General features: G+C 69.6%; 22 protein-coding genes and 1 pseudogene. 4 read left to right on the forward strand and 19 right to left on the reverse strand.

The features are described from left to right. Nucleotides 1-4: 4 nt before the first annotated feature. The 10 genes from tatC to ACWCQM_RS25805 form a co-directional block, all read right to left on the reverse strand. Nucleotides 5-967: a twin-arginine translocase subunit TatC gene (gene tatC, locus ACWCQM_RS25760; protein ID WP_450917501.1), complete on the reverse strand. Its 963-nt coding sequence runs from the start codon at nt 965-967 to the stop codon at nt 5-7. Nucleotides 968-1,016: 49 nt separating this feature from the next. Further along, a complete protein-coding gene (gene tatA / locus ACWCQM_RS25765) occupies nt 1,017-1,310 on the reverse strand; it encodes a Sec-independent protein translocase subunit TatA (protein WP_450917502.1) in 294 nt (97 codons plus the stop codon). A 214-nt stretch (nt 1,311-1,524) separates the two neighbouring features. Further along, nucleotides 1,525-1,722, reverse strand: coding sequence for a hypothetical protein (locus tag ACWCQM_RS25770; RefSeq protein ID WP_073751417.1), 198 nt, complete (start codon nt 1,720-1,722; stop codon nt 1,525-1,527). Between the two features lie 21 nt (nt 1,723-1,743). Next, on the reverse strand, nt 1,744-2,019 hold the full coding sequence (locus ACWCQM_RS25775; RefSeq protein WP_450917503.1) for a hypothetical protein: 276 nt from the start codon (nt 2,017-2,019) through the stop codon (nt 1,744-1,746). A gap of 37 nt (nt 2,020-2,056) precedes the next feature. Continuing rightward, nucleotides 2,057-3,013: a helix-turn-helix transcriptional regulator gene (locus tag ACWCQM_RS25780; protein WP_073751415.1), complete on the reverse strand. Its 957-nt coding sequence runs from the start codon at nt 3,011-3,013 to the stop codon at nt 2,057-2,059. 15 nt (nt 3,014-3,028) lie between these two features. Beyond that, nucleotides 3,029-3,982: a helix-turn-helix transcriptional regulator gene (locus ACWCQM_RS25785; protein ID WP_450917504.1), complete on the reverse strand. Its 954-nt coding sequence runs from the start codon at nt 3,980-3,982 to the stop codon at nt 3,029-3,031. Between the two features lie 115 nt (nt 3,983-4,097). Further along, nucleotides 4,098-4,472 (reverse strand): FKBP-type peptidyl-prolyl cis-trans isomerase, encoded by a 375-nt coding sequence (locus ACWCQM_RS25790; protein ID WP_450917505.1) that lies wholly within the window; start codon nt 4,470-4,472, stop codon nt 4,098-4,100. A 42-nt stretch (nt 4,473-4,514) separates the two neighbouring features. Beyond that, nucleotides 4,515-5,450, reverse strand: coding sequence for an FKBP-type peptidyl-prolyl cis-trans isomerase (locus ACWCQM_RS25795; RefSeq protein WP_267076674.1), 936 nt, complete (start codon nt 5,448-5,450; stop codon nt 4,515-4,517). Nucleotides 5,451-5,571: 121 nt separating this feature from the next. Then, the gene (gene pafA / locus ACWCQM_RS25800; RefSeq protein ID WP_073751411.1) at nt 5,572-6,933 is read right to left on the reverse strand and encodes a Pup--protein ligase; all 1,362 of its coding nucleotides are present in this window, start codon (nt 6,931-6,933) and stop codon (nt 5,572-5,574) included. Between the two features lie 9 nt (nt 6,934-6,942). Then, entirely contained in the window at nt 6,943-8,202 is a 1,260-nt protein-coding gene (locus ACWCQM_RS25805; RefSeq protein WP_450917506.1) for an MFS transporter, read from the reverse strand. A 129-nt stretch (nt 8,203-8,331) separates the two neighbouring features. Between ACWCQM_RS25805 and ACWCQM_RS25810 the strand changes: the two genes are divergently transcribed. Further along, complete coding sequence (locus ACWCQM_RS25810) at nt 8,332-9,360, forward strand: LacI family DNA-binding transcriptional regulator (RefSeq protein ID WP_450917507.1); 1,029 nt, start codon at nt 8,332-8,334, stop codon at nt 9,358-9,360. 57 nt (nt 9,361-9,417) lie between these two features. Here the strand turns inward: ACWCQM_RS25810 and prcA are convergent, their stop codons facing one another. The 6 genes and pseudogenes from prcA to arc form a co-directional block, all read right to left on the reverse strand. Next, the gene (gene prcA / locus ACWCQM_RS25815; protein ID WP_450917508.1) at nt 9,418-10,245 is read right to left on the reverse strand and encodes a proteasome subunit alpha; all 828 of its coding nucleotides are present in this window, start codon (nt 10,243-10,245) and stop codon (nt 9,418-9,420) included. 56 nt (nt 10,246-10,301) lie between these two features. After that, entirely contained in the window at nt 10,302-11,147 is an 846-nt protein-coding gene (gene prcB / locus ACWCQM_RS25820; RefSeq protein WP_450917509.1) for a proteasome subunit beta, read from the reverse strand. Then, nucleotides 11,099-11,276 (reverse strand): annotated as a pseudogene (locus tag ACWCQM_RS25825) (endonuclease domain-containing protein); the annotation flags it as partial. The pseudogene ACWCQM_RS25825 and the gene prcB, both read right to left, overlap by 49 nt. A gap of 111 nt (nt 11,277-11,387) precedes the next feature. After that, nucleotides 11,388-11,606 carry a ubiquitin-like protein Pup gene (locus ACWCQM_RS25830; RefSeq protein WP_073751996.1) on the reverse strand — a complete coding sequence of 73 codons (219 nt, stop codon included), beginning with the start codon at nt 11,604-11,606 and terminating at the stop codon, nt 11,388-11,390. Nucleotides 11,607-11,726: 120 nt separating this feature from the next. Then, nucleotides 11,727-13,238: a depupylase/deamidase Dop gene (gene dop, locus ACWCQM_RS25835; protein WP_450917510.1), complete on the reverse strand. Its 1,512-nt coding sequence runs from the start codon at nt 13,236-13,238 to the stop codon at nt 11,727-11,729. 235 nt (nt 13,239-13,473) lie between these two features. Beyond that, nucleotides 13,474-15,240: a proteasome ATPase gene (gene arc / locus ACWCQM_RS25840; RefSeq protein ID WP_033304549.1), complete on the reverse strand. Its 1,767-nt coding sequence runs from the start codon at nt 15,238-15,240 to the stop codon at nt 13,474-13,476. A 241-nt stretch (nt 15,241-15,481) separates the two neighbouring features. Here arc and ACWCQM_RS25845 point away from each other — a divergent pair, with 241 nt between their 5' ends. Further along, nucleotides 15,482-15,793 carry a ferredoxin gene (locus ACWCQM_RS25845; protein ID WP_073751405.1) on the forward strand — a complete coding sequence of 104 codons (312 nt, stop codon included), beginning with the start codon at nt 15,482-15,484 and terminating at the stop codon, nt 15,791-15,793. A gap of 3 nt (nt 15,794-15,796) precedes the next feature. On the opposite strand, the gene ACWCQM_RS25850 is transcribed toward ACWCQM_RS25845, so the two are convergent. The 3 genes from ACWCQM_RS25850 to ACWCQM_RS25860 form a co-directional block, all read right to left on the reverse strand. Beyond that, entirely contained in the window at nt 15,797-16,393 is a 597-nt protein-coding gene (locus ACWCQM_RS25850) for a hypothetical protein (RefSeq protein WP_450917511.1), read from the reverse strand. Between the two features lie 199 nt (nt 16,394-16,592). Further along, complete coding sequence (locus ACWCQM_RS25855) at nt 16,593-17,504, reverse strand: tRNA (adenine-N1)-methyltransferase (protein WP_450917512.1); 912 nt, start codon at nt 17,502-17,504, stop codon at nt 16,593-16,595. 64 nt (nt 17,505-17,568) lie between these two features. After that, complete coding sequence (locus ACWCQM_RS25860; RefSeq protein WP_450917518.1) at nt 17,569-18,819, reverse strand: site-2 protease family protein; 1,251 nt, start codon at nt 18,817-18,819, stop codon at nt 17,569-17,571. A gap of 170 nt (nt 18,820-18,989) precedes the next feature. On the opposite strand from ACWCQM_RS25860, the gene ACWCQM_RS25865 reads away from it, so the two are divergent. Together ACWCQM_RS25865 and ACWCQM_RS25870 are read left to right on the forward strand one after the other, a co-directional pair. Then, nucleotides 18,990-19,835: a RecB family exonuclease gene (locus ACWCQM_RS25865; protein WP_450917519.1), complete on the forward strand. Its 846-nt coding sequence runs from the start codon at nt 18,990-18,992 to the stop codon at nt 19,833-19,835. Between the two features lie 9 nt (nt 19,836-19,844). Further along, nucleotides 19,845-20,516, forward strand: coding sequence for a response regulator (locus tag ACWCQM_RS25870; RefSeq protein ID WP_073729189.1), 672 nt, complete (start codon nt 19,845-19,847; stop codon nt 20,514-20,516). Nucleotides 20,517-20,595 lie beyond the last annotated feature (79 nt).

A 20,595-nucleotide genomic window follows, 5' to 3' on the forward strand; every position in this document is an offset into this window, starting at 1 on the left:
AAGGTCAGGTGATGTCGTCGTAACCGTTGAGCCGGTGGGAACGCCCGCCGTCCGCTCCGCCGTCCGCCTGCTCGGGCAGGGCCGGGCGGGAGGAGACCGGTTCGACCGCTCCGACGGCCTCGGGGGTGAGGTCCAGCCGCGACGCCTCGTCGTCGTCGAGCTCGGCGTCGGGGTTGGAGCGCTTCCTGCGCTTGTCGTTGAGCAGGGAGACACCGACCGCGATGAAGTACAGCACGGCCAGCGGACCCGCCAGCAGCAGCATCGAGATGGGCTCGCCGCCCGGAGTGGCGATGGCGGCGAAGGCGGTCAGTCCGACGAGCATGCCGCGCCACCAGCGCAGCATCCTGACTCCGGAGAGGACGCCGGTCATGTTGAGCAAGATGAGCAGGAGCGGCAGCTCGAAGGCGAGCCCGAAGACGATCACCATGCGAGTGATCAGGTCCAGGAAGTCGTCGAGGGGCAGCAGGTTCTTCACGTTGTCCGGCGTGAATCCGAGCATGATCTCGGCGGTCTGCGGAAGGATCGAGTATGCGAGGTAGGCGCCGCCGACGAAGAGCGGGACGCCCGCCGCTACGAACGCCATCGAGTAGCGCTTCTCCTGCTTGTGCAGACCCGGGGCGACGAACGCCCACAGCTGGTACAGCCACACGGGCGTGGCCACCAGCACGCCCGCCATCAGGGACACCTTCAACGCGATGGTGAAGGGCGACAGCAGACCGTTGGTGGTCATCTCCGCGCAGGGCCGGCCGTTGACCATGGTCACGGCGCCGTTCTTGCAGCCGACCGAGTCAAGGATCGGCTTCATCAGGAACTCGAAGATTTCCTTCTGGAAGAACGCTGCCACGATCACGGCGACGACGATCGCCAGGACCGACTTCAGCAGCCGGTTGCGCAGCTCACGCAGGTGATCGAGGAGAGGCATCCGCCCCTCGTCGTCCTTCTCCTGCTTGCGGGCAGACTTGAGCAACCCACTTCCCTCGTCTCGTGCGGCAGCTTCCGGTGGTGCGGATCAGCTGTCAGCTCTGGGTGGTGGGCTTGGCCTCGCTGACCGGGCGGGAGCTGGTGACGTCTCCCGGGGCGGCCTGGATCGTGCGCGCGGTGGTCGCGGGCGGGGTGGTGTCCGCCACGGTCTCCGTGGTGGGCGCCGCGGCTTCCGCGTCGTCCTTCTTCATGGCCTTGGCCTCGCTCTTGAGGATGCGGGCCGACTTGCCGAGCGAACGCGCCATGTCGGGAAGCTTCTTGGCACCGAAGAGCAGCAGGATGACAGCGATGATCAGAACGATCTCGAGGGGCTTCAGATTGCCGATCATGTGCGACTTCCTTCTCACTGAGGCGTCTGGAGGGTGGGCTCGCCGCCCGTTCGAACGGACACATGTCCGACCTTCGCGCTGGCAGCGATCGTAACCCGCAGGGGTGAACACGAGGCAATGCCCGTGCGTACTCCCGATTGCGGCCCACACCTCCCTGCCTGGGCCGCTCAAGCAGCGTACCCCCCGAACCAGTGAATCTGGAGGCCGCGCTCCGCTATCTCAGGGCCTCACCGGTATCGGAGAGGGTGGTCGCCGCTCGTTCGAGATCCTCCGCCGCTCGGTTGATCCGCCGTGTGGTCTCGGTGACCTGACCGGCGAGCCGCTGTGCCTCGACGTAGACCTTGACGGCCAGCACCCCGAGCACGGCCAGGCCGGCGAATCCCAGGGCGATGGCGAGCATGGGCCAGAACATGTGCGGATCCTCGGTGTCTCGTTACCCCAGCGCGGTGTGCAGACGCAGCGTCCGCACGCCTCCGCCGCTGAGGAGTTCGATGATGCGCTCCCCGGCCGGCTTGCGGACCGCGGAGCCGCACGCGGGGCAGGTGAAGGAGTAGAAGGTCGTACGCCGGCTGGCTCCTATCGCCAGGCGCAGCGCGGCCGACGGGAGCTCGAACCGCTCACGGCAGTCCGGGCACGCGGCCCGGAACCGTACGGCGTCGGGCACCGGGGCGGGAACGGGCCCGGTCCGGGTGCTCGATATCGCGGTCATGTGACGTCTGTCTCCTCGGTGCACCGGGGGCCGCCTCTCAGAGAGCGCCGTCGTAGGCGGCCAGTGCCTCACGCGCGGCCAGCCGGGCGCTCTCGGCCAGTTCCTCGGGTGCGGTGATGCGGCCTTCGCCGCCCAGCCGCAGGGCGAGCCTGCGCAGGGAGGCCGGGTCGGGGGTGCGGAGCGTGATCCGCAGCCCGCCGTCGGGCAGCTCCTCCGCGCTGTCGTGCGGGTAGTACTCGGCGACCCACCGGCCGCCGGGGCCGACCTCGATCACGACCTCCGGGTCCTCGGCCGCCGGCTGGACCAGCCCTTCCGAGAGGTCGCGCAGCTCCAGCTCGGGCGGGGCGGACGGGGCGTCGAGGAGCCTGATCTCGGCGACCCGGTCGAGCCGGAACGTGCGCCGGGCCTCGGTGAGCCGGCACCAGCCCTCCATATAGGTGTGCCCGACGGCGAAGAGCCGGATCGGGTCCACCTCGCGCTCGGTCAGCTCGTCGCGGGCGGGCGAGTAGTAGCGCAGCCAGAGTCTGCGCCGCTCGGAGATCGCCCGGTCCACATCGGCGAAGACCCCGCCCTCGGACTCGAAGGTGACCGAGAGCCGCGAGCTGGCGGCCCCCACCTCGCCGGCCGCCGTCTCCAGCTTCGCGGTGGCCCGCACCAGTGCCTGCCGGTCGCTCTCCCGCAGGCCGGGGAGGGTGGCGACGGCGCGGGCGGCGACGAGCAGCGCGGTCGCCTCGTCGGCGGCGAGCCTCAGGGGCTCGGCGACGTCGTCCGGGTTGTGCCACCAGATCCGGTCACCGTCGGTGTCGATGTCCAGCAGGTCCCCGCCTCGGAAGCTGGTCCCGCACATGGGCAGCACGTCGAGGTCGGAGATCAGCTCGTCCTCGGTGATCCCGAAGGCCCGGGCCACGTCCTGCACGTGTGCGCCGGGGCGCTCGCGGAGATAGGTCACCAGGGAGAGCATCCGCCGGGTCTGGTCGATCGCGTTCGTGGCCACGGTTGCGGCTCCCCCTCAGTCCTTGGCCACGGCGCGCAGCCGGTCCATCACATCGGCCCGCAGATCGGCCGGTTCGCCGACGATCACGTCAGGCCCGAACTCCACGAGCCAGGCGTCCAGCCCGTGTCCGTACGGAATCTCCAACTCGTCCCAGCCGTCACCGAGTTCCCGTACCGATATGGCGCGGGAGCGCAGCGGGTAGCCGGAGCCGGCACGGAGCCTGATGCGGGCGGTCCTGGTCGCGGTCTCCCCCGCCCAGCTCTCGACGGTCTCACGGACGGTGACGGCGTCGGGCACCCGGGCGGTGAAGGCGCCGGCGCGGGAGCGGACGCGGCCCGAGATCCGGGACAGCCTGAAGACCCGCTCGGCGCCCCGGTCGCGGTCCCAGCCGGCGAGGTACCAGTGGCCGCGCCAGCATTCGAGCGTCCAGGGTTCGACCTGGCGCTGCTCGGGCCGTGCGGCGTTGCCCTTGCGGTAGTCGAAGGTGACCGGGCGGCGGTCCCGGCAGGCGAGCATCAGCGGTTCGAAGGCGGCCTCGTGCACCGGGATACGGGGTTCGAGGGCGCTGTGCACCTCGTAGGCGTCCTCGGCCTCGGGCATGCCGGCGGCGCGCAGTTTCTGCAGGGCGCCGCTGGCGGCTCCGGCGAGCCTCGCCTGCTGCCAGACCTTGGCGGCCAGCCCGAGGGCGGCGGCCTCCTCGGCGTCCAGGGTGATGGGGGGCAGCCGGTTGCTGTCGCGGCGCGCGAGGTAGCCGGTGTCGCCGTCGAGGTTCTCCACGGTTTCGATGACCAGGCCGAGTTCGCGCAGATCGTCCTTGTCGCGCTCGAACATCCGGTTGAAGGACTCGTCGGAGCCCGCCTCCAGATAGGCCTCGATGGACCCGCGGAGCTCGCGCTTGCTGAGCGGGCGCCGGGTACCCAGCAGACACAGTGCCAGGTTCATCAGCCGTTCGGCCTTGGCAATCGCCATCGACGCCCTTTCTCGACGTGCTCCGTGACCGTCGACCGTACCGCCCCGGGGTGTCCGGGCCAAAGTGAGGGCCCGCGCCTTGCGGCACGGGCCCTGACTGCTGTAGACGGACGGATCAGACGCCGACGAGGTCGCAGACGAAGATCAGCGTCTCGCCCGGGGCGATGGAGCCGCCGCCGGCGCCGCGGTCGCCGTAGGCGAGGTGCGCGGGGATGGTCAGCTGGCGACGGCCGCCGACCTTCATGCCCTGGACGCCCTGGTCCCAGCCGGCGATGACCTGGCCGGCACCGAGCTGGAACCGCAGCGGGGTGCCGCGGTTCCACGAGGCGTCGAACTCCTCGCCGGTGGAGAACGCCACGCCGACGTAGTGCACGGAGACGGTCTGGCCCGCCTGAGCCACCGGTCCGTCGCCCTCCCAGATCTCCTTGATCTCCAGGTCGGCCGGCGGCTCGCCACCCGGGAAGTCGATCTCGGGCTTGTCGATGCTCACTGAACTGCTCCTCTTACCGATGAACGTGCAACCGGGACAGTCTTACATCTTTGCCAGGAGGTCCACCGCGAACACGAGAGTGGACTTGGCGGGGACGGTCTGCTGCGCCTCGTCACCGAAGCCCTGGTCGGGCGGGATCACGAGCAGCACACGGCTGCCGACCTTCTTGCCGACCAGGCCGTTCTTCAGGCCCTTGAGGGTGACCTGGGCGAGCGGGAAGGTCTGGGTCTTGCCGGCCTCGTACGTGCTGTCGAAGGCCTTGCTGTCCTTCCAGAGCAGACCCACGTAGTTCACGACGACGCTGTCGGTCTCCTTGATGACCTCACCCTTGGACTCGAGGATGTAGTTGGAGACCAGCTTCTTCGGCGGATCGCTCTTGGGGATCGTGACCGTGGGGGCCTTGCCGTCCGTCTTGGTGCCGACCTTCGGCAGGTCGATGTTGTCCTGCGCGACGGCGGTGCCCTCGGCGGAGGCCGGGATCTGCGTGGCCTTCACGATGTCGACGACGAAGACGAGGGTGGCGTTGGGCTTGATGTCGCCCTGGCCCTGCTCGCCGTAACCGAGGTCCGGCGGGATCACCAGCTCGACGCGGCTGCCGACCTTCTGGCCCACGAGGCCCTTGTCCCAGCCCTGGATGACCATGCCCGCTCCGAGCGTCAGGTCGAAGGGCTGCCCGCGGTCGAAGCTGTTGTCGAAGGGCTTGGCGGAGTCCCAGGCCTGCCCGAGGTAGTTCACCTGGATCGCGTCGCCGTTCTTGAGCTTCGCGCCGTCACCCTCGCTGATGACTTCGGTCTTCAGTTCCTTGGGTGGGTCACCTTCGCCCTTCGACAGGGTGGGCTTCTCGCCGAACTTCGCTCCCGCGGTGATCGCGGGAACGCCGTTCTCGGACGAGGCGGAGTCGGAGGCCTTGTCGTCGCCGCATGCCACTGCGGACAGCAGCAGTAGGGGGACAACGAGAAGGCCGGCAAGTCGGCGCACTGGTTCCTCAGATCTCAGACGACACGTGAATGGTCCCCGACACTCTAGGCCGAGCGAAGGGCCCCGTACGAGGAACGTACGGGGCCCGGTCGCGTGCGGGGCGGGACATGCACGTCCCGGATCACATGCCGGCGATCAGCTTCTCCACCCGGTCGTCGACGGAACGGAAGGGGTCCTTGCACAGCACGGTGCGCTGCGCCTGGTCGTTGAGCTTGAGGTGCACCCAGTCGACGGTGAAGTCCCGCCGCTGCTCCTGGGCCCGGCGGATGAAGTCGCCGCGCAGCCGCGCCCTGGTCGTCTGCGGGGGCACGGACTTGCCCTCGAAGATCTTCAGGTCGTTGCAGATGCGGGTGGCCTGCCCCTTGCGCTCCAGCAGGTAGTAGAGCCCGCGCCGCCGGTGGATGTCGTGGTAGGCGAGGTCTATCTGAGCGACCCTCGGGTTCGACATGGTCATGTTGTGCTTGGCCCGGTACCGCTCGATGAGCTTGTACTTCATGACCCAGTCGATCTCGGTGCCGATCCGGTCAAGGTCCTCGGCCTCGATGGCGTCCAGGGTGCGGCCCCAGAGCTCCAGGACCTGGTCCACGGTGCCGGTGCGGATGCCGCGGCGCTCGACGAAGTCGACCGCCTTCTCGTAGTACTCCCGCTGGACCTCGATGGCCGAGGCCTCCCGGCCGCTGGCGAGGCGGACCTTGCGCTGTCCCGTGATGTCGTGGCTGACCTCGCGGATGGCCCGGATCGGGTTCTCCAGGGTCAGGTCGCGCATCACCGTGCCCGCCTCGATCATGCGCAGCACCAGGTCGGTGGCGCCGACCTTGAGGAGCATCGTCGTCTCGGACATGTTCGAGTCACCGACGATGACGTGGAGGCGGCGGTACCGCTCCGCGTCGGCGTGGGGTTCGTCCCTGGTGTTGATGATCGGGCGGGAGCGCGTCGTCGCGGAGCTGACGCCCTCCCAGATGTGCTCGGCCCGCTGGCTGACGCAGTACACGGCGCCGCGCGGCGTCTGCAGCACCTTGCCGGCACCGCAGATCAGCTGACGGGTGACGAGGAACGGAATGAGGATGTCCGCGAGCCGGGAGAATTCTCCGTGCCGGGCCACGAGGTAGTTCTCATGGCATCCGTAGGAGTTTCCAGCCGAGTCGGTGTTGTTCTTGAAGAGATAGACGTCGCCCGCGATTCCCTCCTCGTGCAGGCGGCGTTCGGCGTCGACGAGCAGTCCTTCGAGAATGCGCTCGCCGGCCTTGTCGTGCGTGACCAGTTCGGTCACGTTGTCGCATTCGGGTGTCGCGTATTCCGGATGCGATCCCACGTCGAGGTACAGGCGGGCGCCGTTCCGCAGGAAGACATTGCTGCTGCGGCCCCATGACACAACACGGCGGAAGAGGTAGCGCGCCACTTCGTCAGGTGACAGTCGGCGCTGTCCCCTGAACGTGCACGTGACGCCGTACTCGTTCTCCAGCCCGAAAATGCGGCGGTCCATGACTGAACATTACGCCTTATGGCCTGAGCTGAAACCGGGTTCGGCAGCACCGTTTCGATCATTTTCCGAACCGGCCACAACAGCGGGCATACGCCCGGGAGCTGCGAGGACCCTTCCGGTGGCCAGCAGGACCAGCAGCGCCGCCACTCCACCGGCCCCCGCCACGGCGAAACTCCACGCCGTCCCGCCGAGCTCGACGGCCGGGCCCGCCACCGCCGTTCCGGCCGCCGCCCCCACGCCGAAGGTCGTCACGAGCCAGGAGAAGGCCTCGGTCACCGTGCCCCGCGGTGCGTGCCGGTCCACGACGATGAACGAGCAGGCGATCGCGGGCGCGAGGAACACACCGGCCAGTGCCGCCAGCGCGGTCATGGCGGGCACCCCGGGCGTCAGCGTCAACGGCAGGTAGCCCAGAGCCAGGAGCGCGACGATGACCCGGAGTCTCCGTTCGGGCGCCCCGGCCCACTGCCGCGCCCCGTAGACCGCGCCGCCGATCAGCGCGCCGAGGCCGAGCGCGGCCATCAGCCAGCCGTACACGGACTCCCGGCCGTGATCGTCGGCGTAGGCCACACCGGCCACGGTGATCGAGCCGAGGGCGAGCCCGACGAAGAAGAAGGCCCCGAGCAGGGCGAGCAGCCCCGGGGAGCGCAGGGCGCCGAGCCAGTGCGCCTCGCGGGGTGCCGAGCGCCAGGTCCTGGAGGGCTCGGACAGGACGACGGACAGCGCCCCCAGGACCCCGATGCCGTTGATGACCAGGAGGGCCGCGGCGGGCGACCAGAGCGACACCAGGACGGTCACCAGGAGCGGCCCGACGGTGAACATGACCTCCTGGGCCACCGCGTCCATGGCGTACGCCCGGTGCACCCGGTCCTCCCGGCCGAGGACCGTCGGCCACAGGGCGCGCAGCCCGCCCTCCAGCGGTGGCGTGAAGACGCCGGCCACGACGACCGCCGCGTACGCCGCCGGGAGCGAGCCGAGGCCCAGCAGGGCCAGCGCGGCCATGCCGAGCGCGGAGACGACCGCGGCGGGGAGCTGGACACGCGGCTGGCCGTGGAGGTCCACGGCCCGGCCGAGCAGGGGCTGGCCCACGGCCGTGGCGAGGCCGTACGCCGCCGCGAGGGCGCCGGCCAGGGTGTAGCTGCCGCCCTCGGCCCTGGTGAACAGCACGATCGCGATATGGGCGGTGCCGTTCGGCAGCCTCCCCACCAGCGTCCCGGCCAGCAGCCGGGCGGCGTGCCGCGTCCGGAGGATGTCCAGATATCCCGCGGCCATGTCCGCCCCTCTCCCCCGACGGAGTCACAGCCTCGGGGTTTTACGTATAACGTCGGCGTCCATACGTACCATGTGGGCAGTCCGCGAGTCCATCCCGCGACATCCCCGAACGGCAGCACGGAGGCACGAGTGAGCAGCGCGCGTCAGCCCGCCCCACCCCGGCCCACCAGCCGTGACGTGGCACGGGCCGCGGGCGTCTCGCAGGCCACGGTCTCGCTGGTGCTCGGGGAGAAATGGCACGGGCGGGTCTCCGCGACGACCGCCGAGCGGGTGCGCGGCAGTGCCCGTGAGCTCGGCTACCGGCCGAATCTCGCCGCCCGGAGCCTCCGGCTGGGCCGCACGCGTACGGCCCTTCTGGTGGTCCCGGCGCTCACCAACGAGTTCTTCGCCCGGGTCTACACCGGCGCCGCCGCCGTGGCGGCCGAGCACGACTTCGGCGTGGTCCTCTACCCCTCCCCGGACGGCACCGGCCCCGCCAGGGACCCCTTCGCCTCGGCCAGCGCCGCCCTCGACGGGGTGATCGCGTCCTCGATGGCCACCGGCGCCCTCGGCGCGCTGCGGGAGACCGGCCTGCCGCTGGTGATGCTGGACAGCGACCCCGGGGACCGCGGCGCGGCGGCCCGGGTGAACCTCGACATCGCGGACGGCATGCGCCAGGTGGCGGGACATCTGCTGGGCCTCGGCCACCGCCGGATCGTCCATCTGGCGTCCGCCGTGGAGACCTGGACCTTCGCGGTGCGCGCCCGGACCCTGCGGGAGGCCGCCCGGGACGTCCCGGGCGCTGATCTGCTCACGGTCACGGCCCCGCTGGACGTCAGGGCGGGACGCGAGGCGGTCGAGGCGCTCCTGGCCGCTCCCGGCCCGCGGCCGACGGCGATCGTCTGCGACGACGACATCCTGGCGGCCGGCGCCTGCAAGGCGGTACGCCGGGGGGGGCTGCGGGTGCCCGACGACATCTCCGTGACGGGCTTCGACGACCTGGCGCTGGCCACCGCGGTGGAGCCCGAGCTCACCACCGTGCGCCTCCCCGCCGAGCAGGTCGGCGAGCGGGGCATGACGGCCCTGCTGGCGGTCCTGGAGGGCGTGCCGGAAGAACACCGCGATCTCCCCGTGGAGCTGGTCGTGCGCGGCTCCACCGCCCCCGCTCCCACCGCATGACGATGCCCCCGGGCGCCTGGCGCCCGGGGGCATCGTCATGAGCCGTCGTGGAGCCGGCTACTCCTTGCCGGACTCATCCGTGCCGTCGGCGCCCTTGGCCGGGGTGTCGGTTCCGGTCTCGGGGGCCGTGGTGCCCTCCGGCTCCTCCGTGTCGGACGGAGCGTCCGTCGGGGTGGCCCCGGCGCCGTCCGCCTCCAGCAGCCGTGCCAGCTGCCGTCCGACGATCCGCTTGAACTTGCGCTGCTGCGGCCGTGTGCGGTCCAGCACCGCGACCTCGAGCCGCTCGGCGGGGATCTCCCGCTCGTTGCCGTTGGCCTCCCGGGACAGCGCCTGCACGGCCAGCTTCAGCGCCTCGGCGAGCGACATCCCGTCGCGGTGGCGCTGGTCCAGGAAGCTGCTGATCTGCTCGGCGTTGCCGCCGACCGCGACCGAGCCGTGCTCGTCCACGATCGAGCCGTCGTGCGGCAGCCGGTAGATCTGGTCGCCCTCGGGCCCGGCGCCGACCTCGGCGACCACCAGCTCCACCTCGTACGGCTTCTCGGCCGCGCTGGAGAAGATCGTGCCGAGCGTCTGCGCGTAGACGTTGGCCAGCCCACGCGCCGTCACGTCGTCGCGGTCGTAGGTGTAGCCGCGCAGATCCGCGTAGCGCACACCGCCGATCCTGAGGTTCTCGTACTCGTTGTACTTGCCGGCGGCGGCGAAGCCGATCCGGTCGTAGATCTCGCTGAACTTGTGCAGCGCGCGGGACGGGTTCTCGCCGACGAACACAATGCCGTCGGCATACTGCAGCACAACCAGGCTGCGACCACGGGCGATGCCCTTCCGGGCGTATTCCGCCCGGTCGGCCATGGCCTGCTGGGGTGAGACATAGAACGGCGTCGACACCGGCTATCCGTCCCTTTCTGTCAGTGACGAGTGCATCGGAGAAGCATCAGGACCGGTCAGAGAAGCGCGGCGCGCGGGCCGTCGGGCTGCTCCAGCCGGCGCTCCAGGATCGCGCGCGCGATCTCCGAGGATTCCGTGTCGTTCAGCCTGCGGAAGCCCTCGTCGGTGATGACGGTGACGATCGGATAGATCCTGCGGGCCACGTCGGGGCCGCCGGTCGCCGAGTCGTCGTCGGCCGCGTCGTACAGCGCCTGCACGACCAGGGTGAGTGTCTGCTCCTCCGTCAGGTCGTCGCGGTACAGCTTCTTCATCGATCCACGGGCGAACACGGAGCCGGAGCCGGTGGCCGCGTAGCCGTGTTCCTCGGAACGCCCGCCGGTGACGTCGTAGGAGAAGATGCGGCCCTTCTCGCGGTCGAGGTCGTACCCCGCGAAGAGCGGGACGACCGCGAGCCCCTGCATGGCCATCGCCAGATTGCTGCGGATCATCGTGGAGAGCCTGTTGGCCTTGCCCTCCAGGGAGAGGGTGGCGCCCTCGACCTTCTCGAAGTGCTCCAGCTCCAGCTGGAACAGCTTGACCATCTCCACGGCCAGGCCCGCCGTGCCGGCGATGCCCACCGCGGAGTACTCGTCGGCCGGGAACACCTTCTCGATGTCGCGCTGCGCGATCATGTTCCCCATGGTCGCGCGCCGGTCACCGGCCAGCACCACTCCGCCGGGGAACGAGGCCGCGACGATCGTGGTGCCGTGCGGCGCCTCGATGGCGCCCTGCAACGGCGGCAGGCTGCGGTTGCCGGGAAGGATCTCGGGTGAGTGGTCGGACAGGAAGTCCATGAACGAGGACGAACCCGGCGTCAGGAAGGCAGCTGGTAGACGCCCGGTGCTACGAGTGTTGGCTTCCACGCGTTTCCCTCCAGGTATGCGATGGCCCTGCGCAAGGAGTCAGGATCATCCCCCAACTTGCCGATGGCCGAATTGCGGTTGAAGCAGTACGCCACGGACCCTACCCGCACTGTGACGGTGATCAACATGATCCCGGGTGCCGAAGCACATCCGTGGGATGCCCCTGTACGGGCGGGGGCATCCCACGGAGTGCGCCGCCGGCGGAGCGGTCCGCCGGCGAGCGGTCACGATCTCCGGCTGTTACTCGCCGCCCTTTTGAACGAACGATCGAACGAAATCCTCGGCATTGGACTCGAGTACGTCGTCGATCTCGTCGAGGACGTCGTCGACGTCGTCGCTGAGCTTCTCCTGTCGCTCCGCGAGGTCCTCGGACGCCTGCGCCTCCTGCGCCTGCTCCTCGGTCTCCTCGGTGGAACGTGTCGCCTTCTGCTGTCCGCCGCCGGTGTCCTTGGTCGCCATGTAGCTCACCCCGCTCGGTTCGAAGCACTTGATCAGACCCTACCTACGGGGTCCGACATTGGCCCGGTACTTTCCTCAACGTCCGGAGGTCATCTGATTGATTCCCAGCCGGAGCGCCTTTCAGCCCCCCGTCAGCGTCCGGACCAGCTCTTCCGCCGTGCGGCAGCGGTCCAGGAGGTCCTTGACGTGAGCGCGTGTACCCCGCAGCGGTTCCATCGTGGGCACCCGTTGCAGAGAGTCACGGTCGGGCAGATCGAAGATCACGGAGTCCCAGGAGGCCGCGGCGACGTCGTCCGCGTACTGCTCCAGGCAGCGGCCCCGGAAATAGGCCCTGGTGTCCTCGGGCGGCTTCGTACGGGCCCGCTCGACGTCGCTCTCGTCGAGCAGGCGCTTGATCTTGCCCCGGGCCGCCAGACGGTTGTACAGGCCTTTGTCGGCCCGTACGTCGGCGTACTGGAGGTCCACCAGGTGCAGGCGGGGGGCGTCCCAGTCCAGGCCGTCACGGCGCCTGTACCCCTCCATGAGCTCCCGCTTGGCGATCCAGTCCAGCTCCCCCGACAGGCTCATCGGGTCGTTCTCCAGGCGGTTCAGGGTGTCCTCCCAGCGGGCCAGGACATCCTTGGTCTGCTCGTCGGCGTCCGCCCCGTACCGCTCCTCGACGTACTTGCGGCCCAGCTCGAAGTACTCCATCTGGAGCTGTACGGCGGTGAGTGTCCGGCCGCTGCGGAGCGTGACCAGCTGCTTCAGCGTGGGGTCGTGCGAGACCTGGTGCAGGGTGCGGACCGGCTGGTCGACGGCCAGGTCGACGTTGATGAAGCCGTCCTCGATCATGGCCAGCACGAGCGAGGTGGTGCCGAGCTTCAGATAGGTCGAGATCTCGGAGAGGTTCGCGTCCCCGATGATCACGTGCAGCCTGCGGTACTTCTCGGCGTCGGAGTGGGGTTCGTCGCGGGTGTTGATGATGGGGCGCTTGAGTGTGGTCTCCAGGCCGACCTCGACCTCGAAGTAGTCGGCACGCTGGCTGATCTGGAAGCCGTGCTCATGGCCGTCCTGGCCGATGCCGACCCGGCCCGCGCCGGTGACGACCTGGCGGGAGACGAAGAACGGCGTCAGATGGCGCACGATGTCCGAGAAGGGAGTCTCCCGCTTCATCAGGTAGTTCTCGTGCGTGCCGTACGACGCGCCCTTGTTGTCGGTGTTGTTCTTGTAGAGGTGGATCGGCTGGGCGCCGGGGATGGCGGCGGCCCGTTCGGCCGCCTCCGCCATCACCCGTTCGCCGGCCTTGTCCCAGAGCACCGCGTCCAGCGGGTTGGTGATCTCCGGTGAGCTGTATTCGGGGTGCGCGTGGTCGACGTACAGCCGCGCACCGTTGGTGAGGATGACATTGGCCAGGCCGATGTCCTCGTCGGTGAGCTGGCTGGAGTCCGCGGTCTCACGGGCGAGGTCGAAGCCTCGCGCGTCGCGCAGCGGATTCTCCTCCTCGAAATCCCAGCGGGCGCGGCGCGCCCGGTGCATCGCCGCCGCGTAGGCGTTGACGATCTGGGACGAGGTGAGCATGGCATTGGCGTTGGGTTGACCGGGGACGGAGATCCCGTACTCCGTCTCGATGCCCATTACTCGCCGTACGGTCATGCGGCCCTCCTTGCCCGGCGGCGCTCCCGTCCGGGAGCGGCGCTCAAGTACCGCTGCTGGTCCGGTACGCGTGCGGTGCCCGTACCCGCGCTGCGCGACTCGGCGGTACCGCAGAGCCTAGAGCGCCTCTGCGCCGGTGGGGAGATCAATTACGTCATTGTTCGGGTGTGGCCGGACTTCCGGGAAAACGCCCGGCTGCGGACGCCCTTCCGGGAATCCGCAGCCGGTCTGCGTTTTACAGGTACTGTCCGGTGTTTGCCACCGTGTCGATGGAGCGACCGGTGTCCGCGCCCTGCTTTCCGGTGACGAGCGTACGGATGAAGACGATCCGCTCGCCCTTCTTTCCGGAAATCCTGGCCCAGTCGTCCGGGTTGGTCGTGTTGGGCAGGTCCTCGTTCTCCTTGAACTCGTCCACGCAGGCCTGGAGGAGGTGGGAGACGCGCAGGCCCTTCTGGCCCTGCTCGAGGAATGCCTTGATGGCCATTTTCTTTGCCCGGTCCACGATGTTCTGAATCATCGCGCCGGAGTTGAAGTCCTTGAAGTACAGGACTTCCTTGTCGCCGTTGGCGTAGGTGACCTCGAGGAAGCGGTTCTCCTCGGATTCCGTGTACATCCGCTCCACGACCGACTGGATCATCGCGTGGGCGGCGGCCTCCTTGGAGCCCGTGTGCTCCGCCAGGTCGTCCGAGTGCAGCGGCAGCGAAGGCGTGAGGTACTTCGCGAAGATGTCCTTCGCGGCCTCCGCGTCCGGACGCTCGATCTTGATCTTCACATCGAGACGGCCGGGCCGCAGGATCGCGGGGTCGATCATGTCCTCACGGTTGGAGGCGCCGATGACGATGACGTTCTCCAGGCCCTCCACACCGTCGATCTCGGCGAGCAGCTGGGGGACGATGGTGTTCTCCACGTCCGAGCTGACACCGGAACCACGGGTGCGGAAGAGGGATTCCATCTCGTCGAAGAAGACGATGACGGGGGTACCCTCGCTCGCCTTCTCCCGGGCACGCTGGAAGACGAGGCGGATGTGCCGCTCGGTCTCACCGACGTACTTGTTGAGGAGCTCGGGCCCCTTGATATTGAGGAAGTAGCTCTTCCCCGCGGGCTGTCCTGTGACCTCGGCGACCTTCTTGGCCAGCGAGTTGGCGACGGCCTTGGCGATGAGTGTCTTGCCGCAGCCTGGAGGGCCGTAGAGCAGGATGCCCTTCGGCGGACGCAGTTCGTGCTCCTTGAAGAGGTCCGGGTGGAGGTACGGGAGCTCGACCGCGTCGCGGATCAGTTCGATCTGGTCGCCCAGACCGCCGATCTTGTTGTAGTCGATGTCCGGGACCTCTTCGAGGACGAGCTCTTCGACCTCGCTCTTGGGGACCACTTCGTAGACGTAGCCGGACCTGGGTTCGAGCAGGAGGGCGTCGCCGGGACGGATGGTGATGTCCAGCAGCGGCTCGGCGAGCCGCACCACCCGTTCCTCGTCGGTGTGCCCGACCACCAGGGCGCGTTCGCCGTCCTCGAGGATCTCCTTGAGGGTGACGATGTCCCCGGCCCGCTCGAATTCCATGGCCTCGACCACGTTGAGCGCCTCGTTGAGCATGACTTCCTGGCCTCGCCGGAGGCCTTCGAGCTCGACGCTGGGGCTGACGTTCACCCGGAGCTTGCGGCCCCCGGTGAAGATGTCACAGGTGTCATCCTCGTTGGCCTGCAGGAAGACACCGAAGCCGGCCGGCGGCTGTGCGAGCCGGTCGACCTCCTCCTTGAGGGCCACGATCTGGTCGCGGGCCTCCCGGAGTGTGTTGGCGAGCCGCTCATTCTGCGCGGACACGCCTGCCAGGTTGGTCTGCAACTCGACGATCCGCTCTTCGAGAATCCTCGTATGACGCGGAGAGTCGGCGAGCTTACGTCGCAGGACGGCGATTTCCTGCTCGAGATAGGCAACCTGGCCGGCTGGGTCTTCTGACCCCCGCCCGGGCCGGATGCCGCGGTTGATGTCGTCGTCGTGGGCTGCCACGGTCCTCACCTCCTCCAAGGGGAGCTGGACGCTTCCTGACCCTACCTGGGTGGGTGATGATTGAAACCCCTAGATCACAAAGACCCGGGACTCTGTCCGATCTTCACCCTTGCGCTCTCCCTCACGCCAAGGGAATACCCACCCTTCGCCACCGGAAAGCCGCCGGTTGTATCGTCGAAGTGTTCAACACCCGTCAGGGCTGGCTTCAATTGGTGCAGATACGCAGGGAACGGCAGGACACATGACCGTGCAGCAGGACGCTCCGGGCGACAGCGGAACGCAGGACCTCGAGGTCTGGATCGACCAGGATCTCTGTACGGGCGACGGCATCTGCGTGCAGTACGCCCCCGAGGTGTTCGAGCTGGACATCGACGGTCTGGCCTACGTCAAGAGCGCCGACGACGAGCTGCTCCAGGAGGTGGGGGCCACCACGCCGGTGCCGCTGCCCCTGCTCCAGGACGTGGTGGACTCCGCCAAGGAATGCCCGGGCGACTGCATCCATGTACGTCGCGTCTCGGACAATGTGGAAGTCTTCGGGCCGGACGCCGAGTGAGGCTCAGACGCCCCGCGCGGCGCTCCCGGCGGGGCCGGCCGACTTGATGAAGGCGTTGCCCTTCCACTCCCAGCCGGCGGTCTCCCGCTCGTCGGGGCAGCAGCGCGGCACGTCGGCCGACGAGTAGCCGAGCAGGGTCGCCGACACCCGGCCGTCACGGACGGTGAAGTCGGTGACCGTCAGCTTCTGAGCGGGGTCCACCAGGGTCGCCACGACCCGGGGTGCGGCCCCGCTCGTCTGTGTCAGGACGTAGATGCCACTGGGCGGGGTGCCGGAGCCCGCGGCGCAGTGGACCACGGCGACGGTCTCGGGCCCGCCGTCCCCGTCGAGGTCTCCCGGGGCGCTTTCGGCCACGGTCTGCCCTGCGGCGCCGCAGTCCAGCGGGTAGGCCACGCCAACCGGGTCGGGTGCCTGCGCGGCCGGCGCGCCGCCCTGCTGGGCGGCGGCGCGGTGCTCGGACGCCGAGGCCGTCGCGGTGGCCGCGTCGGGCTGGAGCATTCCGGCGAGGGCGACGACGGCGGCCATCGCCGTGGCCGTGGCGAGCCAGTGCACCGGCTTGGCGTCGGTGTGCGCGAGGTCCGGGAGCGCGGAGGTCTGCACGCGGTATGTCTCCTGTGGTTCCTGGAGGCCTGGACAGGCGGTGCCGGACGGGGCCGGCGGGCGGGGGGTGGCCAGCATCGTGCCACACCTCACACCCGAGGGGAACGGCGGGGGGCGTCCCGGGCAGCGGAAAGGCGCCGCCGCCGGGCTCCCGGGTCGGTCCGGGGAACTCGGTGACGGCGCCTGCGCGTTGTACGGGTCAGTCGCGGCCCGTGTCCGGTCCGCTCCGCTTGCCGGGACCGTCGTAGTCCTCGCCGTAGGCGCCCTTGGACGGGCGGCGGCGGCGCAGCGGCGGCTCGACGCCGTCCGCGAGGCGGCGGGCGGTGACGAGGAAGCCGGTGTGGCCGATCATCCGGTGGTCGGGCCGCACGGCCAGACCCTCGACATGCCAGTTCCGGATCATCGACTCCCAGGGCTGCGGTTCCGCGAAGCAGCCGATCTCACGGATGGACTCGACGGTCCGCGAGAGCTGGGTCGTGGTCGCGACGTAGGCGCAGAGGATGCCGCCGGGCACGAGAGCCTTGGAGACGGCCTCCAGGCACTCCCAGGGGGCGAGCATGTCCAGGACGACGCGGTCGACGTCGGTGTCCGAGAGGTTGTCCTGGAGGTCTCCGACGGTGAGCTGCCAGGCGGGGTGCGGCGAGCCGAAGTAGCGCTCGACGTTCTGCTGGGCGATCTCGGCGAAGTCCTCGCGGCGCTCGTAGGAGTGCAGCATGCCCTGCTCGCCGATGGCGCGCAGCAGGAAGGTGCTCAGGGCACCCGAGCCGACGCCGGCTTCGACGACGCGTGCGCCGGGGAAGATGTCGCCGAAGGCGAGGATCTGGCCCGCGTCCTTCGGGTAGACCACGGCGGCACCGCGGGGCATGGACAGGACGTAGTCGGGGAGCAGGGGGCGCAGCGCGAGGTAGGCGACGTTTCCCGTGGTACGGACAACACTGCCCTCGGGAGCACCGATCAGCTCGTCGTGCGGGAAAGAACCCTTGTGGGTGTGGAAGTTCTTTCCGGCTTCGAGCGTGAAGGTGTAGTGGCGTCCCTTGGGGTCGGTGAGCTGGACCTGGTCCCCGACTTTGAATGGGCCGCGACGGCGGGCGGCACCGGTCGGTTCGGACATGTGACCAGCCTACCGGTATTTCGGGGGCCGCTTCCCGGGGCCTCGGGCCCCGGGCGCCCCGCTCTCAGGCGGAAGGACGGGCCATGGCCTTGATGAAGGCGCGCTCGACGTCGGCCGTGGAGAGGACGCCGTAGATCTCGCCGGTCTCCTCGACCACGAGGTACTCGGTGGCCGGGTTGGCCTTGAGCCGGTCCAGGAGAGCTTCGCCCGCGAGTTCGGCGGGGACCTTCATGCCGTCGGTGAGGTCCTGGGCGAGGCCGCTGACGGCCACCCAGGGGCGGCGGTGCTCGGGTACGCCCGCGATGGCGGCCTCCCGGACAAGGCCCTTGGGGCTGCCCACTCCGTCGACGACCACCAAGGCGCGGGCGCCGGCCTCGTTGGCGCGGCGGAGCGCCTCGGAGAGCGGGGTGGCCGCCTCGACGGGCACGGCGCGCCGGGTGAGGGTGCGGGCACGCAGTTCGGGGAGGTGCTCGCGGAGCCGGGCGGTCCGCAGGCTGTTCCCGGCCCCGGTCCAGATGATCGCCGCGAGGATCGCCGCGAGGAGGGCGTCGGTGACGGTCTCGAACCCGCTGATCTCTCCGGTGGCATCCCCGAGGACACCCGTATGGGTGAGCAGCGGGAGGCCGACGAAGACGGTGATGGCCAGGCCGCGGCCGACCCACGCGGCGGCGACGGTGCCGCTCATGGGCTTGCCGGTGATCTTCCAGACGACGGCGCGCAGCATGCGTCCGCCGTCCAGCGGGAGGCCGGGCAGCAGGTTGAAGGCGGCGACGATGAGGTTGGAGATCATCAGCCCCGCGAGGAGCACGCCGGGGACGGTGCCGGCCTCGACGAACTGGAGCGGGATGTAGAAGAGGCCGCCGAGGACCAGGGAGAGCAGCGGGCCCACGAACGCGAGGACGAATTCACGGCCGGGGGTCTCGGTCTCCTTCTCGATCTCGGAGACGCCGCCGAAGAACTGGAGCTGGATGCGGCGCACCGGCAGTCGGTAGCGCAGCGCGGCGACGGTGTGGGCGAGCTCGTGCACCAGGACGGAGGCGTAGAACGCGATCGCGAAGAAGAGCGCGACCAGGTAGCGGGCTCCGCCGAGCTCCGGCAGCACGCGGTCGAGCTGGCCGCCGAAGACCCAGGTGATCAGGGCCGCGACGACGAACCAGCTGGGTGCCACATAGACGGGCACACCGAAGGGGCGGCCCATGAGAAGGCCGCCGCCGGGATCTTCGGGGCGTCGCGGTCTGCCCTTGTCCGGTCCGGTGCCGGGGTCGGTTCCCCCTGCGCCGGGCTGCGGGCGCCCGCTGTCGCCGCTCTCGTCCACGGGGTCCCTTCGGTAGGTGGCCTGTGCCACGGTCTTGCTGTGTACGAGCTCTGTGGTCGATGGTATGCCGCCTGCTGTCAGTGGCGGGCCGTAGGGTCTTCGACATGACGTCCGTACCGCGCCCGCCTCAGCCACCCTCGTCCCTGTCGCCGTCGCGCGCGAGCGATTTCATGCAGTGCCCCCTGCTCTACCGCTTCCGGGTCATCGACAAACTGCCCGAGAAGCCCAGTGAGGCTGCTACCCGGGGCACGCTCGTGCATGCGGTGCTCGAACGGCTCTTCGACGCCCCGGCGGTGGACCGTACGGCGCCGCGGGCGAAGGCGCTGATCCCTGGTCAGTGGGACCGGCTGCTGGAGTCGAAGCCCGAGCTCACGGAGCTGTTCGAGGGGGACGAGGAGGGTGAGCGGCTCGCGGGGTGGCTGGGTGAGGCCGAGCGGCTCGTGGAGCGCTGGTTCTCGCTGGAGGACCCGACGCGCCTGGAGCCCGCGGAGCGGGAGCTCTTCGTCGAGACGGAGCTGGACTCGGGCCTGCGGCTGCGCGGTGTGATCGACCGGATCGACGTGGCCCCCACGGGCGAGGTCCGGATCGTGGACTACAAGACGGGCAAGGCGCCGCGGCCGGAGTACGCGGAGGGCGCGCTGTTCCAGATGAAGTTCTACGCCCTGGTGATCTGGCGCCTGAAGAACGTGGTGCCCCGCCGGCTCCAGCTGGTCTATCTGGGCAGCGGCGACGTCCTGACGTACGACCCCGTGCCCGCCGACCTGGAGCGGGTGGAGCGCAAGCTGCTGGCCCTCTGGGAGGCGATCCGGCTCGCCACCGAGACGGGCGAGTGGCGGCCGAGGCCGACGAAGCTGTGCGGCTGGTGCGATCACCGTGCGGTCTGTCCCGAGTTCGGCGGGACTCCCCCGGTCTATCCGCTGTCCGTCCGCCCGGCGGAACCGGTGGAGGGTGTGCAGGGCAGAATGGAGCCGGTGCGGCCCGGGGCCGGCCAACCGGTGGCCCTCGAAGGTCCTTAAGGAGATTACGTGGCTATCCGCGTCCTGCTGGTCGATGATCAGCCACTGCTGCGCACGGGCTTCCGGATGATCCTGGAGGCCGAGGGCGATCTGGCGGTGGTCGGTGAGGCCGGTGACGGTCTGCAGGCCATCGATCAGGTGCGGGCCCTGCAGCCGGATGTCGTGCTCATGGACATCCGGATGCCGCGGATGGACGGTGTCGAGGCGACCCGTCAGATCACGGGGCCCGGCCGGGACGGTCCGGCCAAGGTCCTGGTGCTGACGACGTTCGACCTCGACGAGTACGTGGTCGAGGCGCTGCGCGCCGGGGCCAGCGGCTTCCTGCTGAAGGACGCGCCGGCCAACGAGCTGGTGCAGGCCATCCGGGTGGTGGCGGCCGGAGAGGCGATGCTGGCGCCGAGCATCACACGCCGGCTGCTCGACAAGTACGCCGACCATCTGCCCTCGGGCGAGGACCCCGTGCCGGATGCCCTGCACACCCTCACCGAGCGTGAGGTGGAGGTGCTGAAGCTGGTGGCGCGCGGCCTCTCCAACGCGGAGATCGCGGCGGATCTGTTCGTGAGCGAGACGACCGTGAAGACCCATGTGGGCCATGTGCTGACGAAGCTGAGCCTGCGCGACCGCGTCCAGGCGGCGGTCTACGCCTACGAGAGCGGGCTGGTGCGCCCCGGCGCACAGTGAGGCGCGGCGGCGGGACATGAGAACCGGCGAGGGCCGGGGGCCGATCGGCCCCGGCCCCCCCCGGTGTGGTCAGGAGCGC

The organism is Streptomyces sp. NPDC002125 (genome assembly GCF_053593715.1).